The sequence below is a fragment of the Clostridioides sp. ZZV15-6597 genome (assembly GCF_020657815.1).
Lineage (GTDB): Bacteria > Bacillota > Clostridia > Peptostreptococcales > Peptostreptococcaceae > Clostridioides.
The window spans coordinates 22,797-45,235 of sequence record NZ_JAGWCT010000028.1 but is presented as its reverse complement, the minus strand read 5'-3'; the positions used below and the strand labels follow the sequence as shown (position 1 = coordinate 45,235).

General features: G+C 28.3%; 21 protein-coding genes and 1 riboswitch. Of the genes, 4 read left to right on the top strand and 17 right to left on the bottom strand.

Annotated features, from left to right (window positions below):
* Positions 1-53 precede the first annotated feature (53 nt).
* On the top strand, positions 54-779 hold the full coding sequence (locus KGF52_RS08645) for a pentapeptide repeat-containing protein (protein ID WP_227839834.1): 726 nt from the start codon (positions 54-56) through the stop codon (positions 777-779).
* A gap of 174 nt (positions 780-953) precedes the next feature.
* Here KGF52_RS08645 and KGF52_RS08640 read toward each other — a convergent pair whose 3' ends face one another.
* The 8 genes from KGF52_RS08640 to KGF52_RS08605 form a co-directional block, all read right to left on the bottom strand.
* Positions 954-2,150 carry an ABC transporter ATP-binding protein gene (locus KGF52_RS08640; protein ID WP_227839833.1) on the bottom strand — a complete coding sequence of 399 codons (1,197 nt, stop codon included), beginning with the start codon at positions 2,148-2,150 and terminating at the stop codon, positions 954-956.
* Positions 2,151-2,152: 2 nt separating this feature from the next.
* The gene (locus KGF52_RS08635; protein ID WP_227839832.1) at positions 2,153-3,178 is read right to left on the bottom strand and encodes an iron ABC transporter permease; all 1,026 of its coding nucleotides are present in this window, start codon (positions 3,176-3,178) and stop codon (positions 2,153-2,155) included.
* Between the two features lie 73 nt (positions 3,179-3,251).
* Positions 3,252-4,382, bottom strand: a complete 1,131-nt coding sequence (locus KGF52_RS08630) for an ABC transporter substrate-binding protein (RefSeq protein WP_227839831.1) — start codon at positions 4,380-4,382, stop codon at positions 3,252-3,254.
* Between the two features lie 202 nt (positions 4,383-4,584).
* Positions 4,585-4,765: riboswitch (cobalamin riboswitch) on the bottom strand.
* 122 nt (positions 4,766-4,887) lie between these two features.
* Positions 4,888-5,781: a dihydrodipicolinate synthase family protein gene (locus KGF52_RS08625; RefSeq protein WP_227839830.1), complete on the bottom strand. Its 894-nt coding sequence runs from the start codon at positions 5,779-5,781 to the stop codon at positions 4,888-4,890.
* Between the two features lie 83 nt (positions 5,782-5,864).
* Positions 5,865-6,767: a fumarylacetoacetate hydrolase family protein gene (locus KGF52_RS08620; protein ID WP_227839829.1), complete on the bottom strand. Its 903-nt coding sequence runs from the start codon at positions 6,765-6,767 to the stop codon at positions 5,865-5,867.
* 52 nt (positions 6,768-6,819) lie between these two features.
* Positions 6,820-7,980: a UxaA family hydrolase gene (locus tag KGF52_RS08615; RefSeq protein ID WP_227829600.1), complete on the bottom strand. Its 1,161-nt coding sequence runs from the start codon at positions 7,978-7,980 to the stop codon at positions 6,820-6,822.
* 175 nt (positions 7,981-8,155) lie between these two features.
* The gene (locus KGF52_RS08610; RefSeq protein ID WP_227433922.1) at positions 8,156-8,461 is read right to left on the bottom strand and encodes a UxaA family hydrolase; all 306 of its coding nucleotides are present in this window, start codon (positions 8,459-8,461) and stop codon (positions 8,156-8,158) included.
* Between the two features lie 77 nt (positions 8,462-8,538).
* Positions 8,539-9,513, bottom strand: coding sequence for a 2-keto-3-deoxygluconate permease (locus KGF52_RS08605; RefSeq protein WP_227839828.1), 975 nt, complete (start codon positions 9,511-9,513; stop codon positions 8,539-8,541).
* Between the two features lie 571 nt (positions 9,514-10,084).
* Here KGF52_RS08605 and KGF52_RS08600 point away from each other — a divergent pair.
* Both KGF52_RS08600 and KGF52_RS08595 read left to right on the top strand, forming a co-directional pair.
* Positions 10,085-10,861, top strand: coding sequence for an IclR family transcriptional regulator (locus KGF52_RS08600; protein WP_227829603.1), 777 nt, complete (start codon positions 10,085-10,087; stop codon positions 10,859-10,861).
* Between the two features lie 262 nt (positions 10,862-11,123).
* A complete protein-coding gene (locus KGF52_RS08595) occupies positions 11,124-12,269 on the top strand; it encodes an iron-containing alcohol dehydrogenase (RefSeq protein WP_227839827.1) in 1,146 nt (381 codons plus the stop codon).
* 143 nt (positions 12,270-12,412) lie between these two features.
* On the opposite strand, the gene KGF52_RS08590 is transcribed toward KGF52_RS08595, so the two are convergent.
* The 7 genes from KGF52_RS08590 to KGF52_RS08560 all read right to left on the bottom strand — a co-directional run bounded on the left by KGF52_RS08590 (position 12,413) and on the right by KGF52_RS08560 (position 19,641).
* Positions 12,413-13,282: a L,D-transpeptidase family protein gene (locus KGF52_RS08590; RefSeq protein WP_227829605.1), complete on the bottom strand. Its 870-nt coding sequence runs from the start codon at positions 13,280-13,282 to the stop codon at positions 12,413-12,415.
* Between the two features lie 81 nt (positions 13,283-13,363).
* On the bottom strand, positions 13,364-14,077 hold the full coding sequence (locus tag KGF52_RS08585) for a DUF434 domain-containing protein (protein WP_227839826.1): 714 nt from the start codon (positions 14,075-14,077) through the stop codon (positions 13,364-13,366).
* A gap of 236 nt (positions 14,078-14,313) precedes the next feature.
* Positions 14,314-15,696, bottom strand: a complete 1,383-nt coding sequence (locus KGF52_RS08580) for an FAD-dependent oxidoreductase (protein ID WP_227839825.1) — start codon at positions 15,694-15,696, stop codon at positions 14,314-14,316.
* 92 nt (positions 15,697-15,788) lie between these two features.
* Entirely contained in the window at positions 15,789-17,087 is a 1,299-nt protein-coding gene (locus KGF52_RS08575) for a cytochrome c biogenesis protein/redoxin (protein WP_227839824.1), read from the bottom strand.
* A gap of 125 nt (positions 17,088-17,212) precedes the next feature.
* Positions 17,213-17,545: a winged helix-turn-helix transcriptional regulator gene (locus KGF52_RS08570; protein WP_227829609.1), complete on the bottom strand. Its 333-nt coding sequence runs from the start codon at positions 17,543-17,545 to the stop codon at positions 17,213-17,215.
* 517 nt (positions 17,546-18,062) lie between these two features.
* A complete protein-coding gene (locus tag KGF52_RS08565) occupies positions 18,063-18,758 on the bottom strand; it encodes a flavodoxin (protein ID WP_227839823.1) in 696 nt (231 codons plus the stop codon).
* Positions 18,759-18,780: 22 nt separating this feature from the next.
* On the bottom strand, positions 18,781-19,641 hold the full coding sequence (locus KGF52_RS08560) for an aldo/keto reductase (RefSeq protein WP_227839822.1): 861 nt from the start codon (positions 19,639-19,641) through the stop codon (positions 18,781-18,783).
* Positions 19,642-19,759: 118 nt separating this feature from the next.
* Between KGF52_RS08560 and KGF52_RS08555 the strand changes: the two genes are divergently transcribed.
* Positions 19,760-20,155, top strand: coding sequence for a MerR family transcriptional regulator (locus KGF52_RS08555; RefSeq protein WP_227839821.1), 396 nt, complete (start codon positions 19,760-19,762; stop codon positions 20,153-20,155).
* A gap of 59 nt (positions 20,156-20,214) precedes the next feature.
* Here the strand turns inward: KGF52_RS08555 and KGF52_RS08550 are convergent, their stop codons facing one another.
* Positions 20,215-21,162 carry a TDT family transporter gene (locus tag KGF52_RS08550; protein WP_227839820.1) on the bottom strand — a complete coding sequence of 316 codons (948 nt, stop codon included), beginning with the start codon at positions 21,160-21,162 and terminating at the stop codon, positions 20,215-20,217.
* Positions 21,163-21,386: 224 nt separating this feature from the next.
* On the bottom strand, positions 21,387-22,337 hold the full coding sequence (locus tag KGF52_RS08545) for a DUF1848 domain-containing protein (protein WP_227839819.1): 951 nt from the start codon (positions 22,335-22,337) through the stop codon (positions 21,387-21,389).
* Positions 22,338-22,439 lie beyond the last annotated feature (102 nt).

Below are 22,439 nucleotides of genomic sequence, written 5' to 3'. Positions count from 1 at the left end.
TATGACTATTTTTCTACTAAATATATAAAAATAAATTAGTGAAGGTGATTTTAATGAAAACTGTTTCTAAACAAGAATTAGAAAAAATACTTGATAAACATTATTTGTGGCTTAAAAATAATAATGATGGAGAAAAGGCAGATTTAAAAGAAGTAAGATTAGAAAATATGGATTTAAGAGGATATTGTTTAAGTAATATTGACTTTTCATGGTCTGACCTAATCAATTTAAATTTAGAAAAGGCAGATTTAGAAAACTCTAGCTTTAAGAATTCTTATTTTTCAGATTGTTCATTAAAAAATTCTATATTAAAAAATGCAGACCTAGGCGGTGCCAATTTTAGATTTTGTGATTTATCTAACTCAGATATTAGAGGAACTAATTTAGAAAATTCTAATTTGGAATATGCTACATTGGATGGAGTAGTATCAGATGAAAGTACTCGTTTTTTTAAATTGTACTGTCCTGAAACAGGTGCATTTGTAGCTTATAAAAAATGTTTTAATTTTAGAATGGTACAATTATTGATACCAAGTGATGCAAAAAGAGTATCTGCTACATCAAATGCTTGTAGATGTGACAAAGCAAAAGTACTGTCAATTACAAGCATCGATGGTAAAGAATCTTTTAAAAGTGCTCGTGCATATGCTGATGAAAATTTTATATATCGAGTAGGAGAAATGGTGGTAGCTGAAGATTTTCATGAAAATAGATGGAAAGAATCAACTACAGGAATTCACTTTTTTCTAACTAGAGATGAGGCTATTGGTTATCTATAAAGTATTATTTTTTTATTTAAGTGTGTAGTTGAAAATACATAGTAAAAAAATGTATCACTAAATAAACAATTTCTAAAAAAGAGTATCTAGAGATTTTAAAAATGCACTTTAAAAATCTACTTACGATACTCTTTTATATATTTTATCATTCCTAAATATGCCATAAATTATAATTTACAGTAAATTATTTTTATCAATACTATCCACTATTTTAGAAACTTTATCTACATATTCTATATTATCACTCAAATGCTTATAATACTTATTACTCTCACTTTTAGTTCTAAATGAATAAACTTTTTTGTCCAATTTTAAAGCCTCTTTTATAATGTCTATATTTCTTTTATTTGTTTCTCCTACGCTAAATCCTGTGTCTATTATAATCTTAGAATTATTTAAATTTCTAATGGCCAAATCGAAACTTTCATCACTTATTGACTCAAATGGCTTTTCTGTAAACAACTTTATGCCCATAGTCCTACCAATTTCATAATCAACATCATTTTCATGTATTATGCCAGAATATATACCTATACCTCTTTTAGTAAAAGCTCTGTAGATTGGTGTTGCTTTGCCACCTCCACCAATTATAAAAACTTCATTTTTTGATTTATTGCTAATTTCTACTGCACCTAACAAACTGTTAAAATTTTTATCCTCTAATTCATAAAGTGAATTTATCATATTTTCATCTACCATATCTTCTGGCTGACCATACGCTATAACCTTGTTGTTTTTCACAAGAACAACCTTATCACAACTTTTTAGCGCTATATCTATTTCATGTAATGAAAGTATTACTGATATTGATTTTTCCTTACTTAGTTTTTTTAGTATATTCATAAGTTCTAATCTATGCTTTATATCCAAATGAGTTGTAGGTTCATCTAATATTATTATTTCTGGCTCTTGAACTAATGCTCTTGCAACCAATACCTTTTGTTTTTCACCATCACTAAGTTCATCAAAATATCTTTTTTTTAAATGAAGTGCATTTACAGATTCTAATGAATCATCTACCATTATTAAATCTTTTTTAGATAGATTTCCAAAAAATCCTGTATAAGGGTATCTTCCCATATTAACTACATCTTGTACAGTCATTAAATCTCCTAATAATCTATTTGTAAGTACTAAAGCCATCTTTTTAGATAATGTCTTTCTGGAGATATGATTTATATCTGCATCATTTAAATATATTTCACCTCTTATTGGTGTTATGAGTTTAGATAGAGACCTTAATATAGTAGTTTTACCAGCACCATTACTTCCCAAAAGACATAATATTTCTCCATTTTTTACCTCTATGTTTATGTCACTTACAACTACTTTTTTATCATATCCAACACTTAAATTATTAGTTCTCAACATGTCTAAGCCCTATCCTTCCTTTTCATCAATAACATTATTACAATTGGAGCACCTAATAATGAAGTTATTGCACTTATTGGTAGTTCTATTGGCGACAAAATTACTCTGGATACTAAATCACAAAGAGCTGTAACTATACTTCCTAAAAGAATTACTACTGGTATCAATACTCTATTGTCTGATGTTCTAAATATCAATTTTGCTATTTGTGGTACTGCAAGACCAATAAATCCTATAGGACCTGCAAATGCTGATACTATTGCTGCTAGTATACTAGATATAAATACTACCAAAAATCTAAAAAATTTTATATTTACACCAATACTCTTTGCATACTCTTCCCCTAGTAAAAAAGCATTTAGAGGTTTTATTATGAATATAGTCATCAAAAGACCTAATATGCTGACTAACATAAGTATTTCTACTTTTTCCCATGTAAATCCTGAGAAACTTCCCATAGACCACATAGTAAATTCTTTTAATTTTTCATTATTTGCAAATGATTGTAATATATTTGTTATTCCACTACATACATATCCAGTCATAATTCCTATAACCAAAAGCGTTGTTATATTTTTTACTTTGCTGGCAAATAGAATAACTATAGACATTACAATTAAAGCTCCTACAAAGGCTGCTATAAATATACTCATTGAATTTATACTTTCAAACCCTAATGTATATCCGCCTAAAATCATCAGTGCTACTGATAAAGTGGCACCTGAAGACACACCTAAGATATATGGTTCAACTATTGGGTTTTTGAAAAATATCTGTAGTAAAATACCAGATACTGCTAAGCAAGCACCTCCTACCATAGTTGCAAGAACTCTAGGAATCCTTATATTATAGATTATTTTATAGTGTTCTGTACTATCTATTCCTCTTAATACAACATCTATTATTTCTTTAAATTCGATTTTTACAGAACCAAATGCTACACATATCAAAAAAGTAAGTATTATGCCTACAATTAAGGTTATAAATATAGTAGTATTTTTAATTCTGCTTTTATTGATAAAGTCCATCTATATACTCCTCTTATTAAAAACTACATTAACTCAAATTTATAAAGTTTACTTGTTAATTTAATCTTATCTATTACTTATCATAATTTACATAATGCTTAATTTTTTCACCAGTAGTACCTGGGTGAAACATTTCAACCAAATCTACTATTAATTCATCTGTCCTATCCACCGATTGATAATAATCTGGAGCAAACACCCATAAATTCCCTTTTTTCACAACATCTAAATCAGATAACACTGGTGCACTAGATTTTATAGACTCTAAATTTGGTGCATAATCTGAACTTGATGAGTACACAAATATATCTGCATCTTTTGCCACTTCGTGCAATTGCTCAATACTTACTCTCCCTTCATTTGAATCTATTGAGGCACAAGCATTTATTCCACCTGCCATGTTTATCATATTATCTACATATGAATTTTTAGGTGCTATATAAGCATTACCTTCATATACAGACGCCCATACAACTTTAGGTTTACTTTTATTTTTTATTTTTTTACTAATTTCTTCTATTTTTTGTACTGTTTTATCTAATTCACTAGTAGCTATATCCTCTTTATCATAAAATGCAGCTATTAAGCTTGTCCACTCCATTCTTCCAAATGGATTTTGTTCTTTATATTCATTATCTACAACATAGTTAAGTCCCAATTCTTCTAACTTATCTATAAATTTTGTATCTGCTTCTGATAAACCACTACTTACTATAGTCAAGTCAGGATTTAAGTCTACTATTTTTTCATAGTCTGGTGCTAAATTTGAACCAACATAATGTATCTTTCCATCTTTCATTAAATTTTTAATTTCTTTGATAGTCCAATATTGTTCTTCTGTTGTTACTGCTTTTATACTATCTAACTCACCTATCGTCCTTAAAGAGCAAGCTTGTGTTGTAGATGCTATCAATACATTATCCACAGGTGTTCTAACTATATTTGCATTCTTGTATTTTTCAGGTATTTTTATCTTTTTAGGAATCAAAATTAGTTCTCTATTATCTCCATCAACAACCTTTTTAATTCCATCTTCTAAATTCTCAACACTAAACCCACTTGCATATTTTAATTCTAGTTTTTCACCACTATTAACTTGTTCATTGTTGTTATCTTTTTTGCTACAACCTACAATACCTCCTACGAAAAAAACTACCATTACAATTAAGAAAAACTGCTTTAAAACATTTGATTTAAATTTCATTACTTTCACTCCATTATTTTATTTTTTATGAGTGGCTACATATACTTTAAAAAGACATTTTACTAAAATTAATTTTATAAATATAACTTTTTAGTAAAATAAAAAACTTCTCCTAAATTAGCAAGGAGAAGCTTCTATATCAATTTTATAAAAAATGAATTGATATCTCATTTTATTATAAACTACAATCTCCACCCTAAATTGTATTTATGTAATACTGGGCAGGTCTCCTGACTCACGGCTTTTCCTCCATCAACCTTCCCAAAATTACTATGAATCTCAGTGGATTTGATTTTGTATCCGTATACAGTAGCGGGGGCTGTAGTGAATTTACATCACTTTCCCTATTAAACTAAAATAGTACCCTAGTATTATTTATATTTAATTTTTCATTAAGATAATTGTAGTTTATTGTTAATTACTTTGCAAGGTTGATTTAATATATCCACTCAAAAAGAGGGCTTAAAATGACTATAAAAATCAATTTAAAACCCTCTTTATCTTCCTAGTTTATATTTAATTCATCCATCAAATCTTTAATTTTACATACTTGATTTTCATTTGGCTTTATAAATGGAGCAGTTGCATAATCACTTATTTCTAATCCTCTAATATTCATAGCTTTCTTCATTGCTGGTATAAATGGATTTGTTATTGAATAAAAATCCATTGCTTTATTAATATATTTTTGAATTTCAATAACTTTGTCCATATCTTTATTATTATAAGCTTCAGCCCATTTAGAACATACTTCTGGAATTAGATTTGATAATCCTCCTATACATCCTGCTCCTCCAGACATTAAGTTGTGTATAAAATTTTCATCATATCCACTATATATCTTAAAATTTGGGAACTCTGTTTTCATAGTATTTATTAAATCTCTAGTATGTCCCATTAAAGTTACTGTATCTTTATATCCAACTATGTTTTTATGCTTTCTTGCAAGCTTTAATGTAAGTTCTGGACTTAAATCATAACCAGTTCTATCTGGATAATTATATAGGTATATTTCTGCATCTGTGTTTTCAGCTATCTTACTGTAAAAAAGTTCAATACTATTATCATCAAGTGAGAAATAATAAGGACTTATTATCATAACTCCATCTGCTCCACTATTATGTGCATAATTTGAAAGTTCTATAGACTCATCTGCACACATACGACTTGTACCTATAAACACTTTAACTCTCTTATCGACATGATTAACTACTAAATCTATAAGTTCTTTTTGCATATCCATAGACATATTGAAGAACTCTCCAGTACTTCCCATTATAACTAGACCATCTACTCCCCCATCTATAAGGTAATCATATACTTTTTTGTTTCCTTCTCTATCTAAATTTCCGTCTTCATCAAATATTGTAACAACTGGTGTCAAAAATTCTGCTTTCATAATTTAAACTCCTAAAATTTATTTTGATATGTTCATTTAATATGTTTATAGCCTATGTTTTAAAATTATATATAATAAAACATTTACTTAACATAATTTTTCAATATTCCAATACTTTCAATCTCACATTCAATTACATCTCCACTATTCATATATCGAGGAGGAGAAAAGCCCATCCCTACTCCAGAAGGTGTTCCAGTAGCTATAATATCTCCTGCCTCTAAAGTCATCCCTTTTGAAAGTTCTGAAATTATATCTGAGATATCTGATATGAATAACTCTGTATTAGAATTTTGTCTTTCTTCATTATTTACTCTACTATATACATTAAGTTTTACTGGAAAAGAAATTGCACTTTTATGTAAGATACATGGCCCTAAAGATGTAAATGTATCTAATCCCTTTCCCCTAAACCATTGAACATGTTCTTTTTGCAACTTTCTAGCAGAAATATCATTTATCACAGTGTAACCAAAGATATAATCTTCTACATCTTCTTTTTCTATATTAACACCTGTTTTACCTATTACTACTCCAAGTTCAACCTCATAATCCAACTGATTATTTATATCAAAATGAGCATCTATCTCGTCTTCTGGACCTATTGCCTTTGTCACACGTTTTGTAAAATATACTGTTTTCTCAGGTTCTTCAAAGCTACTATCAAAATGAGTTTGAGTTTCCTCAAGATGTTTTTTATAGTTTACTCCTACACATAAAATGTCATGTATTGGCTTTTCTATAGGAACATGTATAGTACATTTTTCTCTTTTAAAAACATTATAGTCATTAAATGATTCTTCACTTATAATATTTTTTAACTTAATAATATCATCCTGAGATACGCTTTGAATTAAATCATTTACATCTATAAAAAATTTACTAAGACTTATGGAATTGACATCGATAATAAACAATTCATCCTTTGATAGAATTCCTACCTTTTTAGATGTATCTTCAATACTACTAAAACTAACAAACTTCATACTATCACCCTTTAGTAAAATTCTAAATTCATATCTTTTTAAGTCCTATATTTTATACATAATTACACACTCTAGCTATTGCCATTTCAGTATATCCCAGTGATTCTGCTTTTGATTGCTTACCATTTGCTACATCTACAACTAGATTTAATAAATCATCTGTCAATTCTTCCATTGTCTGTGGTCCATATATAACTGGACTAGCATCAAAATCCATATTATCTTCCATATTTGCAAAAGTTATTTTATTTCCAGTTATTTTTATTACTGGAGCTATTGGATTTCCTGATGGAGTCCCTCTCCCTGTACTAAATACTACGACTTGAGCTCCTCCGGCAACCATACCTGCAACAGATGAAGCATCATTTCCTGGTGTATCCATTATTACAAGACCCTTCTTATCAATTTGCTTTGCATAATCATATACTTCACTTATTACTCTGTGCCCACCTTTGTGTATACAGCCTAGTGATTTTTCTTCCAAGCTTGTAAGCCCACCAGCTATATTTCCAGGAGATGGATTTCCTTCTCTAACTTCTTCTCCAACTAATTTTAATGAATTTTCATATCTATGTACTATATGTAGTATTTTTTCTTTTACCTCTTCATTTACTGCTCTTCTAGCTAATATATGTTCTGCTCCTATAAATTCAGTAGTTTCACTTAAAATTGAAGTAGACCCTAAATCAACAAGTCTATCACTTAATTCTCCTATTAGCGGATTAGCAGCTAGCCCACTTGTTGGGTCAGACCCTCCACATTCAGTCCCTAATATAAGTTCAGATATTGGAAATTCTTCTTTTCTAAGTAAAGAAGCTTCTTGTGCCATTTCTCTAGCATAACGAACAGCTTTTTCTATAGTTTTCAAAGTTCCATGCTCTTCTTGTATTACAAGAGTCTTTATTGGTTTATTTGTTCTCTCTTTTATTGCATCAACTACCAAGTCATTTTGACAATTTTCACAACCTAAAGATACAACTATCACACCATATACATTAGGATTTGCTGCATATCCAGCCATAACATCCATAGTTAATTGTTGGTCTGAACTTACTTGAGAACATCCATTTTGATTATTAAAAGTAACAGCCCCTTGAACTTGTGAGGCTATAATTCTCGTTGTATCTGATGCACACACACTTGTAGGTAATATTAATATGTGATTTCTTATACCAACTCTTCCATCTGGTCTTTTATATCCATAAAATTTCATATTGATTTCCTCCTAAAATAGTCTCTTTATCATACTTTATGTGATTTTCTTGTACTATAAATTTTATTTTTATTGCTAATTAGCTAACTAAAATCCTTCTTATTCAATCATTCAACACAAAATACTTTAATCATTTAATACTAAATACTACTTTGCTTGAATTATAAATGTTACTTTATATGTTCGATACAATTTGTTTATCTAAATCTTCCCTAACACTTTTAACATTGTGAATATGTACATGTTGACCAATTTTTATTTCTTGATTAGCTTCTCCGATGTGTTCTCCATATTTAGTAACTTTATCTCCCTCAGCCATATCCTTTATAGCCAATTTATGATAAATAGTTATATCATCTAAAGCTGTTATTGTCTTTATTGTTTTATCTTTTAATTTAAAATTAATTTCACTATTCTTAGATATTGCCTCAATAGCTACTGCAACATTATCTTTTTCATCAATTATCACTGCATTTATCATTATCTTTGTTCTCCTTTATAAATAATATAATTTTATTAATATACAAAATCATCTTAGTAATTATATATCTGTATTCATCAGGCTACTATTGTCCCATCATCTTTTTGTTTTGGGAATTTAGGACATCCATGCTTCTTGGCCCACCAGCTAGTTATAAGAGGAACTAATATCGCAGTAACAACTACTGCAGCTGCTACTTGAGTTGTAGCTGTTGCAACATATGGCTGCCATGTTGGGTCAACTAATGCAACAGCAGCAGGAACAGCAATTGCATTCCCTGCAGTTGTGGCTACAGCCCATCCTGCATACCCTGGACGTTTCCCTATAAATCTATCACAGAATACTATAAATATACCTCCTACAAACACAGATATTAATCCAAGCAATACTCCAGATAGACCTCCTTTTAATATACTTGCAAGATTTATACTACTTCCAAGTGCAAATCCTACAAAAGGTACTAATAAATTACATCCTGGTTCTAAAAATTCTTTCATCTTTTTGTCAAAATTACCTATTATCATACCAATAAGTATTGGCACAATTGCAGCCAATAATGACATCAATGGAACATTTGCAAGTCCTGAAGTTCCAAGAGCTATCAATGTAAAAAATGGCCCATCGTTCAAAGTAAGTAAACTCATAGTTGCACAATCTGTTTCATCTCCATATGAAGTCATTAATGAGAGATATATACTACCATTACTATTTGTAACTGCACTTATAACTGCCAAAGTTGTAAGACCTAATACTCCATCCATTCCAAATAATTTTCCTATAAGGATACCTATTAAAGCACCTATAGCAAATTTAGAGCCAAGAAGTATGCCTCCTCTTTTTAATACTTTTGGCATTTCTTTAAATTGAAGCTGAGTTCCAAGACATACTAGTTGAACCCCTATTATCGTTGCAGAGCCAACACTTGAGAATACTGCTGTTGTAAATGAACCTATTTGTACAATATCTGGGCAAAATGTATTAATGAAAGCTGCTATAAACATTGGAACTATCATCATACCTGCCGGAATTTTTTTAATAAAATCCATTATCATAAAGTTACTCCTCCTAAAACATGATATTTAATTACTCTTATTAAATTTTTTTAGCTTTAATTTTAACGGCCGTTTCGGTTCGTATTTAAGAACTAAGTTTTTATTTACGAATCTTTGAATTAATGATAGCATTTTCCTAATTATGAGTCAATAAAAAAAATAAATTTTTGTCAAAATTTTTTCAAATTATCTGATAATATATCAATAGTTATCAATTATCTTCATTATACGCAAAATATAAAAAGTAATTTTTCTCAATTCACATCTATATATCACAATTTATATAATTTAAATTCATAATATTTCGATATTTATATATAAAATACGGTTATTATTGTCTTATCTTAAATTATATAGCTAAATACAGTGCACTTTCTTCAGGTATATTTTGGAAATTATTTCAAGTTTTCAATATAAATTTTCATAAAAAAAAATCATCTACAAATATTTACAATTAAAGCTTATTTGTATATACAGTCATATATTTTATTTCTACATTGTAAATTATCATACATTATGCTAAAATCAACATATTCTAACACTTTAAATTAACAAAGATAGGGGGAAATTTATGACTTCAGATAATCATCGCCCAACAGCTAGGATATTAGATATTTTAGAAGCATTAGCTGAATCTGAGAATGGATATACTCTTACAGAAATAGCAGATGCTATCAATGCTCCAAAAAGTAGCATCTTTCCTATAGTCCATACACTTAATGCTAGAAAATACATTACTATTGATAAAAATACGTCTAAATATTCCATAGGTATACGTTCTTACACATTAGGGTCTTCGTTTTTTGAAAAAAGAACTATTTTTAACTACATAATTGACGAAATGACTAATATAGTTAATTCTTGTTCTGAAACTTGTCAACTTGGTATACTTGACAATAACGAAGTTCTTTATATTGGAAAAGTTGACTCTCCAGAGCCAATTAGACTTATTTCTTATGTTGGTAAAAAGATACCTGCTAATTGTACAGGTCTTGGAAAAGCACTTTTATGTGATTTTGATAAGGAAAAACTAATAAGTTTATATCCAGATGGGTTAAAAGGATTTACAAAAAAATCAATTACTGACTTTGATATTTTATATGACCAGCTTCTTGAAGTTCGTGAAACTCAAATAGCTTCAGAATGTGAAGAATCAATGGAATATCTAAAATGCCTTGCTGTACCAATAAGAAAAAATGGATGTATAAGAGCCGCTGTTAGTGTAACACTTCCACTTTTTAGGTCTAGTGAAGAAAAAATAGAATTGATAAAAAAATTACTTTTAAATGCACAAAAAAATATTCAATCTATGATGGAAGAACGTAATGAAGATATTATAATAAATTAGATTGATAAAAACAAAGTTGCTGACTTAATTACAGTAACTTTGTTTTTTTATGCTCTTTTTTATTTTTAATATTTTTATTGACATGATAAAAATACTATGTTAAATTCTAATCATAATCGTAATTACGAACTTAGTTCTTATATAAAAACTCACAATATATATTTTAACCTCAAAACCAATATATAATATGTGAATTAGTATAAGACTATTATAGGTATGTATATTTTACATAAAAATTAATTCAAAAAAGGAGATTTTAACTATGAGTATCTATTATGTACCACCAATAAACTTACTTGGAAAAGGGTGTCTTAGTGAAGCTAAAGATTCAATTAAATCCTTAGGCACTAAAAAAGCATTTATCGTTAGCGATAAATTTCTAACTTCAAATGGTACTGTAAAAAAAGTAACAGATATGTTATCTCAAATAGGTGTAACCTTTGCTGTTTATGATGAAGTTAAACCAAATCCAACTGTAACTAATGTTAACAATGGTCTTAAAATACTAAAATCAGAAAATTGCGACTTTGTTATAACTATAGGAGGTGGTTCTCCACAAGATTGTGGCAAAGCTATTTCTATATTAGCTACCAATGGAGGAGACATTAGAGATTATGAAGGTGTAAATAAAACTTCAAAAAAATGTCTTCCTATAGTTGCAATAACTACTACTGCTGGTACATCAGCTGAAGTTACAATAAATTATGTTATAACAGATGAAGATAGACATGTAAAAATGATAATGGTTGATACAAATGCACTAGCTACAATGACAGTAAATGACCCAGAATTAATGATTAGTAAGCCAGCTAACTTAACAGCAGCCACTGGTATGGATGCACTTACTCATGCTATAGAAGCTGTGGTGGCTAATGGAGCTTATGATGTTACAGATTCAACTGCACTATATTCTATAAAACAGATATTTGAATATCTTCCTAGAGCTGTTAAAGATGGTAATGATATAGATGCTAGAGAACAAATGTGTTATGCTTGTTTTTTAAATGGAATTGCATTTAGTAATGCAGGTCTTGGAAATGTCCATGCCATGGCTCATCAATTAGGAGGTTTATATGATTTACCTCATGGAGTATGTAATGCTATGTTACTACCAATAGTTGAAGAAGAAAATGCTAAATCTGCACCTTCTAAATTCCGTCCAATAGCTGAAATTATTGGAATGAATATACATGACAAATCAGATAAAGAATGTGTTGATTTTGTAATAGATAAAATAAAGGCTCTTTCAGAAGAGGTAGGAATACCAAGATCTTTAAAAGATGTTGGTGTTGATAATCCTAATTTTGAATTGCTTGCTGAAAATTCTATGAAAGATGCTTGTGCTGGAGCCAATCCTGTTTTCTTTGATAAAGACAAAATTATAGAATTATTTAAGAAAATCTCTTAGTATAATAATACTTATAAATTAATTATGTATATTTATAAGGGAGTGTCTCAAAATATTTTTATTTAATTATTGACACTCTCTTATTATTTAAATTCTTATCTTTAATTTTATTTTAAACTCCTTAAAACTAATAAATAATATTTTTAATGAATTATAACTGTTGTCGTGTCAGGTATATTATCATATATCCACTTAGCATTTTCTGTACTTAGTCTTATACATCCATGACTAAGAGCTTCACCAAGTCTAGCATCTATTATATAACTTCCAGTTGAATTATATAACACAGAATGATAATAATACCCTCCTTTAATACGAGTGGCATACTTAACTGAATACTCATCAGTCCCAAAAGAAGGTTTTCTACCACTTATATAAAAAATCCCTGTTATAGTTGGAGTTTCAGGTTTACCTATAGTACATTCCCATTTATATAATTGCCCCCAGCCACCATTATCTTTCTTAAAAATATAAGTGTATTTATTTTTAAGGTCTGTGGTAATTAGATAGTCACTAGTACTTTTAATATTATTTTCATTAACAAATTTAGTCATATCAGTATAAAAATACTTATAGTCTAATTCATTAGGTTTATTTCCATCATTTGACAAGAAATAATTAAAAACATATCCTGTTTTATCGTCATATACAACTTTACTCCAATCACCATCTACCTGTAGAACTTCGACTCTAGACTTTTCAGGAATTACTGTAATTATATTAGAAGTTGTAGACTTATCTTCTCTTAAATTTAAATTACTCCAAGCATATTCACTTACTGATATTAAATCCTTGTATACATACCCTTCTTGAAAATTATAAATTACTTTAATCCAATCGTCTTCTTCATCTAGAACCTCTAATTTAGAACCTTGAGGTATTACAGTTATAATACTTGAACTTGTAGATTTAGCAGACCTCAAATTTACATTTACTAAAGCATATTTATATATAGGTGCTCTGTACTTTTTAATGTTTATTTTAAATAGCTTCACACATACCCATCCTCTCATATGTCTTTTTACAATACTTTATGAAATTCGATATATATTCGTTCTTCTATTTTTAAACTTACTCTGTATAATTAAAGGTTATTATCCATTTAAATTTACAATATTGCAGTCTTTAATGTATTCTTCAATTATACTTCTAGCTACATTAAAATAGCTTATACATTTATCAACTATAACAGCATCACTACTAACTACTCTATCCAGTTTTTCTAATATAACATCTGCATTTTTTACTAGCTCTACTTCTGTTTCAATTTTCCATTCCTTGGCATGCTCTAATATCTTATACCTTAGATTTCCAGAATTAGAAACTGGTGCATCTAAGTAAAATTTAATTTTTGGAGCTTTATATTTATTAAGAAACTTTCCTATTAAATTTAAAGCTTCTTCTGTTTTATCTATAATTTTATATGTTCCTCTAAGACCTGCTAAATCTCTTATATTTCCATCTCTACCTATGACTAGAGTTCCTCCAGATAATGCTACTTCTAGAGCTATTATTAAATTAAAGCCATCTATGTATATAATTCCTTCATTTATTTTATCTAAGGAAAGTATCTTTGATTGTCTTATTCTATTTTTTTCATCAGTACATACTGCTCTTTTCAGTGCATCTCTTTGTCTTATTGAAAACTGATATCTATCTCCCACAAAAGTTACAACAGGGTCTATTTTATAATCTCTATTTATTAACCATTCTATTTCTTCTTGAGCTCTTACAAGTCTTATAAGTTCTTTCCTTGAAAACCAACGTTTGTCACTCTCATCAAATCCCCTTTTAGATATTTTATTCATAGAATATTTCACCACCTTGATATTAAGTTTGCTAATATTATCTTATCCATTTATATTACTCAATATTTAGATTATACCTTTTAATGCTCTCTTATAATACAAAATAATAACTTTCACACTATATTTATACTTTATAATGTAAAAAAAGAATACTATTAGTAAATTCTCATAGTATCCTTTCTTTAAAATTTATTTATAATGATAATTTTAGGCTTTATTTATATATTAGACTTATTCTATACTTCCTTTATCATATTAGGAGATAAAACATCATTAAGAGCCTCTGTCATAGTTGGATGTGCATAAACACGGTCTCTTAAATATGTGTATTCTACTTCTAAATCTACTGCTAACTGAATTAAATGTATAATCTCACTAGAATCTTCACATATCATGCTAGCACCAAGTATCTTATTGGAATTTTTATCTATTACGATTTTTATAAATCCATCTGTCTTTCCAATTTGTTTAGCTCTTGGAATTGCATCAACTGGCATCTTTGCTACTAATACATCATATCCTTTTTCCTTTGCTTGTTTAACATTAAGACCAACTCTTGAAAATGCTGGACTTATAAATATAGCATTTGGTATATTTTTTCTATTACTAGTTGTTCTAGTCTTATTTCCAAATAATTGATTGATTATTATACGATAGTCATCTAGTGATATATAAGTAAATTGAGGTCCTCCATTTATATCTCCTATAGCCCATATGTGTTCTTTATTAGTCTTAAGGGTATCTGATACTTTAATAAATCCTCTTTCATTTAATTCTATACCTGCATTTTCAAGTCCTAAACCTTCAGTATTTGCCTTTCTACCTGTAGCTACAAGTATTATATCACTTGTTATTTCCTTTAATTCACTATTTATCTCATATTCTACTGTAGCTAAATTAGAAACTTCCTTAATCTCTTTTACATTTGTATTATTTATAATTTTTACATTTCTCTTTTCAAGTAATTTTATTATTTCTTCTGAATCCTCAATATCTTCATTTGGTAAAATTCCATTATTTGAATTTAATATTGTGACTTCTGTTCCAAATGAACTATAGATACCTGCAAATTCTAAACCTATAAACCCAGCACCTATAATTGTCATTTTTTTAGGTAGAGTTCTCAAGTTCATAAGAGATTCACTATTATATACTATTTTATTATTTTCGATACCTTTAATATTAGGTATAAATGATTTTGAGCCAGTATTGATAAATATCTTATCTGATACTAATTCATAAACTTCATTTTCAGTTTTTACTTCTACTGTATTTTCATCAATAAAAGTACCCATTCCTGTAAATACAGTTACATTATCATTTGAATTTAACTTATTATAGTTAGCTTCTCTCAGCTTTGTAATTAAAATTTCTTTTTTATCTATAGCTTTTTCATATTCGATTTGTGCATCATTCCAAGAGTTTATATTTCTTATATTGTTTGCTGAATTTTCTAAGCTTTTAGTTGGAATACATGCTACATTTATACATGTTCCTCCATACATTTTATTTGATTTTTCTACTAAAGCTACTTTTAATCCTCTATTAGCCAAATCTCCTGCTAATGTTTTTCCGCCTTTTCCAAATCCTATTATTATTGCATCAAATGTTTTTTTCATATAATTTTCAACCCTTTCCTTCGTTATTTATACTCTTACTATAACAAGGTTTTCTAGGTGATACAATTAGGTACTTTTTTGTAACCTTATACTTAATATTTTTTATTTTTCTGATTTTCAATGAAAGACTTCATGGTCTCTTTATTCATTGCTCCTGGAATGTACTGAGTTACATATCCTTCTTTATCAATTATAAATGTAGTTGGAAAAGCATTAATTCCATATTGATATGCTAGTTCTCCATCTTCATCAAGTGCAACAGGAAAAGTATATCCTTCATCTTTTAAAAAGCTAATTACATGTTCTCTTGAACCTTCTCTTCCTAAATTTGGTGATGCTACCCCTAAAATTACTACATCTTCATTATTTTTCTTATACTCTTTATACAACTGCTCTATATGAGGCATTTCCTCTTTACATGGAGGGCACCATGTAGCCCAAAAATTTAAGAACACAACCTTACCTTCATAATCACTTAATTTGTGTGTTTTACCATATTGGTCAGTTAAAGTAAAATCAATGGATTTTATTCTTTCTTCATCATTAGAGCCGTTATCACTATTTTCATCATTAGATTCTTTTTGATTGTCTTTGTTGCTAGACTCCCCTTGTGTATTGTCATTAGAATTTTCTTGTTTATTCTCTCCTTGATTCACACTTTGATTATTTTCAACTTTATTTTTTTGTGGAATATTAAAGTGCTTGCTCACACTTTCAAATCCATTTATCATCATTAATATTCCTGATATTATAAGTATAGCCCCACCTATCTTTTTAATAATTTCCATATTAGATTTTATTTTATCGATAGTCTTAAATAGCTTACTATAGAACATAGCTGTAATTATAAATGGCAAAATAAATCCAATAGTATATACTACTATTAAAAGATTTGCATTCAAATGATTAGTTGAACTAGAAACCATTACTAATACAGATGCTAATATTGGTCCGATACAAGGAGTCCACCCAAAACTAAATGTAAATCCAAGTAAATACGCTGTTATTGCTTTCATTTCTTTAAACTTTACATTCAATCTTTTTTCTCTATTTAGTATTGAAGATTTAATTATTCCCATGTAAAACAATCCCATGATAATAATTATAATCCCACCTATAAACATTATTAAATCTTTATTCTCATTAAAAAACATACTCAATACTCTTACTGATGACCCTAGTATAAAAAAGGTTGTCGAAATTCCTAGAGTAAATAAGATAGTATTTTTAAATAGAGAACTTCTTATAAAATTCGTTTTTCCCTCTTTTAAATTTTCCACACTACTATTGGACAGTATACTTAGATAAATAGGTAGTATTGGTAATATACATGGTGAAAAAAACGATAGTATTCCTTCTATAAATACTACAAATAAATTTACATTTTCCAAATTAAAATTCCTCCTTATTCTATTTCCACTATTAAAAGAAAAAGTTATGTACTTTTTTGTTTTTACTTTTATATTCACTCATAGCTTAATTAAGTCACTGTAAATTTAAAAGCAAATTTAAAAACTTATTTATCACAATTTAAATTCTTATTGCTCCACATAATCATCTTTTCCATAACAGGAAGTAATAGTAATCCTGACTCACTTAAAAAATATGTTGATTCTACAATATTATTAACTGACTTTTTTTTGTTGATTATAATTCCTTGCTCAATTAAAAAATCTAATTGTTGAGTTAACATTTTCTTACTACATTCTGGAATAATTCTTTGTAATTCGCCAAATCTTTTTTTATCTTTTTGTAACTCCCATATTATTATAGCCACCCATTTTTTACCTAATATACTTGATAATGCCTCTACTGGACAGTCATATATCATATCATCTATATTGTACATTTTATCTCCTCTTTCTTTTTATTAATTATTAAGACATGCTTTTATTTCATTTATAAATGTGTTGATATTTACTAATTTAAGGTTTTTAATATATATTTTGGTTTTAAAATATTTCTAAGGTTTTATATAACTACTATATCAGTTTTATAAATACATCACAATTGGATACTTTTTTGTAACTACATATTTGTAACTATATAAAATTAAAGTTAATTATGTTAAATAAATTTAGTTATTATATAATAATTCTTTATCTAAGTTCTTTATCCTGTTTTAATAATTTTTATATATAACATCAAACCCATATCTTCGTACTTACCCAAATTTATACAAATTAAAAAATCTGACAGATTTTTGTCTGCCAGATTTTTAAATGATAAACTTATCTTTATAATAGTAAGAAAGATAACATGCTGATACAAGATATTATCTCTAACTCTCTGTTCACAGATTTTTCAACAATTGATTTTTGAATCTTATTATCCATTAACACCTTCATAAAGATTTTCTTTTTTATCTACTCTAACTTTAAACCATTCAGCCATGATACAATATCGTTCTTTGCCTCTTCAACATCATTTCTAGAAACGGTAAATCCATCTTTTAAAACTGTTGCTTTAGGTTCAAGCTCAGAAATTGTATTTATAGTATCTGCAAATCCACTACCACCATGAGTATTGAAAGGAATAATCGTTTTTCCAGAAAAGTCGTACTCGTCTAAAAATGAGTATAAAATCATTGGTATATCGCTCCACCAAGTAGGATAACCAATAAAGATTGTGTTATATTGGCTTATATCGTCGATATGATTTTTTAGTTCTGGTCTTATGTTATCAGATTGCTCTTTTTTTGCCACTTCCACCAGAACATCGTGTTCAGTCGGATATTGTGTTTTAGGTTCTATGCGAAATATATCTGCTTCTGTACTTTCTTGAATGACATTTGCTACATATTGAGTATTTCCTATTACTTCGCCATCAATGACAACTATACTATTTGCTTCCTCTTCTGTCATATTTTTGGGGTCAGTAGTTTCTGGCATGGAGAAATAAACTACTAATGTTTTTCCTAAATCCTCCTGTTGTCCTTGTTCATTTTGAAATGTTTGCTTTGAGACATTATTGTTTTCTTTATTTTCTGAATCAGACGCTCCACAGGCTGTCATAATAAACATAAGCATTAAACCTAGAAAAATCGTAACTGTTTTTTTCATTCTCTTCTCTTCCTTGTAATTTTTATATTTTTCCTTTTCGTTCTTCAATCATATTTACAAACATATCAACTGTTTCTGGTGTCTGATGATTGAAAAATAAACTTGTGTTTGTATCTAACATAGCGACCTTACACATATCCTCATCTGAAAGCTGAAAATCAAAGATTTCAAAATTCTCTTTCATACGTTCGATATGAGTGGATTTAGCTAATGCAACAATATCTCTTTGCATAAGCCACCTTAAAATAACTTGTGCAATGGATTTATCATGTTTATCTGCAATTTCTTTTAAAACAGGATTCTGAAACATATTGCTTTTTCCTTCTCCAAATGGTGCCCATGCTTCTATTTGTACACTTCTTTTTACCATGTTTTCTTGTGCTTTTACTTGTTGGTTAAATGGGTTTGTTTCAACTTGATTTACATGTGGTGCAATCTTGTTGAAAGACGCTATGTCCGCTAACCTATCTGGTGAAAAGTTACTAACGCCTATTGCTCTGATTTTTCCAGCTTCGTATAAATCTTCTAGTGCATGATAAGCACCATAATAATCACTGAATGGTTGGTGCAATAAAACTAAATCTATATAGTCTACTTTCATCTTTCTCATAGATTGTAAAATGGACTGCTTCGTTTTCTCATAACCATAATTATCAATCCATACTTTTGTAGTAATGAATAATTCTTCTCTTTTCAGACCACATTTGCTGATTGCATTTCCTACTTCTTCTTCATTAAAATAAGATTGAGCGGTATCAATATGTCTATAACCAACACTGATTGCCTCTAACACGCACTTTTCACATTCCTCTTTTGTTATCTGAAATACTCCAAAACCTAATTTTGGTATTTTCACGCCATTACTTAATTCAACATATTCCATTATTTATTCCTCCTTGACATTGTACATTTTTGGGATACAATAGAATTATACAAGCCGGTTGTTACTACCGGTCAATACCTAATTTTAAAAAAATTTAAATATGTTTGGAGGAACTCTTATGTATTCTATGAAAGAAGTATGTAAACAAACCAATCTAACTTATGAAACATTAAAATTTTATTGTAATGAGGGACTTATTCCCAATGTCAAAAGAGATAGCCGCAATTATAGGACTTTTGATGAAAGAGATATAGAATGGATAAAAAGTTTATCATGCTTAAAAAACTGTGGCATGAGTATCAAAGAAATGAAACATTATGTATCATTATGCTTAATGGGTCAGTCCTCAATTCCAGAAAGGAAAAAAATATTAGAAGCTAAGAAAGATATGTTACTTAGACAGTTGCAGAAATTAAATGATAGTATAGAATATATTGATAAAAAACAGCAATTTTATAATGATATTATAAATAATAAAATAAAATATACAAGCAACCTAATCAACGTGAGATAAATTATCCAATTACTATCTTTATGGAGTATCAATTCAAACTGTGAAATCTGTGACGCTTTTTACCATAATAAAAAGGGTTCACATATCAATCCTTCATCCTCTTGGTTATCGAGTACAAGAAATAAAATCAACACATATAAAACCATAATAGTAGCTATTATTTCTTCTAATTTTGACGCATATGCAATCCAACTTACAGAACTTCCAGATTTGACTAGATACCCATTCATTAATTTTATACTAGTTTCGCTTATTGCCATAGGAAATGTAAATGCAGCAAAGCTTGGATAAAAAGGTAATCTTAATAATTTTGGTAAGTATCCCAAAACTACAATGTAAAATACAATTGACGATACAAATAATAAGTATAATATAACACTATTTTTATTTGAAAAAGAATTGATGTAACCAGACAATAATAATGAGCCTGGTGCGGCTAATATGGCTAAAGTCGGTAAAGATGGTTCAGGCATCTCCTTGATTATCCATACTCTCTTTAAAACTATTGGTATAAGAACTATATAAGATATAAACCCTATCCAAAAAGCAATTTTACCAATTAAAAGTTGATTAAATACTGGTGCTGTCACACTAGCTGTAACTACTCCAACATAAACTATATACCAAGATGGAAATACTGTCTTTATTGAAAAATTAACTAAAAACTTCTTACTAAACAATACTACTAATACCATATGTCCCACAATTCCTATACCCCAAATTACAATACCTAATTCTGGAGATAAAGGTTTTACATATATAGCAAATATCATTGTAGCCATTGTTATAGTTGGAAATGTACTTAAAACTAAGGGATTTTCTAGTTGTTCTTTTACACTTTTTCTAAGCAATATTATTTTAACTATATAAATTGCATATAAAGTAAATCCTATAAATCCAATTACATTATGTAATGATTCACTATAGGATTGTAATAAGTTGCCTAGAGCAAATATTGATAGAATCAAACTTGCAATAGGTATAGGATATTTCTTTAATAAATTCAAAATATACCTCCTTTTCACCAATCTATCTATATTTTCAATATATCAAGATTTTGGTCAAATTGACATATTGTAGTGATTCCTATCTTATAGAAAGTATCTATTTATACTTATTTTACTATTACAATTTTCTATATTTTTTAACACATTAAAATAGTGTTTATTTTACATTTACTTTTTTCTATATTTTTTTACATATTAAAATAGTCCCCATTTTATGTTTACTTTTAATCAAATATACTAATCTGATTATTATTGTCTTTATCTATTTTAATAGTCTTCATATCTCTAACAGTTATTTTTGCATCTTCTCTTATAGCACCCACAAGTACTCTATTCTCTTCATTGTATAGTCTACAATTTTTTTCTACTTGTGTATAATTAAAATTAGCATAACAATATAAACAATAATGTCTACAAGTATTGTACTGTCCTATGTCAACACTCTTAATACATCCACAAATGTCCCTTTGTGTATCATCCTTTTTGACTTTCACTTCACTACCTATAATCTTTGATATTAACTTATCATCAATACACTTACTGTTTCCAATGCCAAACTTACTTAAATTATATTCATCACAGCATATTTCAAGTGTTATATTATACTTATGAGATATTCTAAAAAGTTCCTTCGACAACATTTCTATTTCTTTAATTTGTATAGGTTTTATATGTAATGATTTTGTATTAAATTTTGTTTTCTTGTATAAATCTATAAAACTTATTATACATTTTTCTGTAAATCCATTAAGTTGGCTACATAATCTATCAAATGCTTTTATATGATAATCTAAGTTATACTTTTCACTTAGAAAAATTGGGTCATATCTCAAAATTACTCTTTCTTTTCCTATGCTTCTAGACAATTCTTTAAATGACTCTATTATCTTCTTTTTATCCAAAATTCGTGTTTCTACATCTTTACCATATGGAGTTATAGTATAGTGAAAATAATATTTGTAGTCTTTTAATTTATTCAAATCACATATCATTGGAGTTGCATCTTTGGTCCAAAATACAAAGCAATCAACAGTATGCGGATTTAACTCTATCTTACTGACTTGTTTTGAATTCATCGGATTAACAACATACACAAAACCCTCTTTAAGTCTGTTAAAAAACCACTTACTATAAAAAGCAGGTATATCAGTTCTTCTACTTACACTTACTATCATAATTTAGCCTCCATCCAAAAGTATAGTTGTTGTCACTCTTAGAATTGTCCAGAACACATTCTACACACATTATTTACTAATTTTTCTTAACACAGTAACATA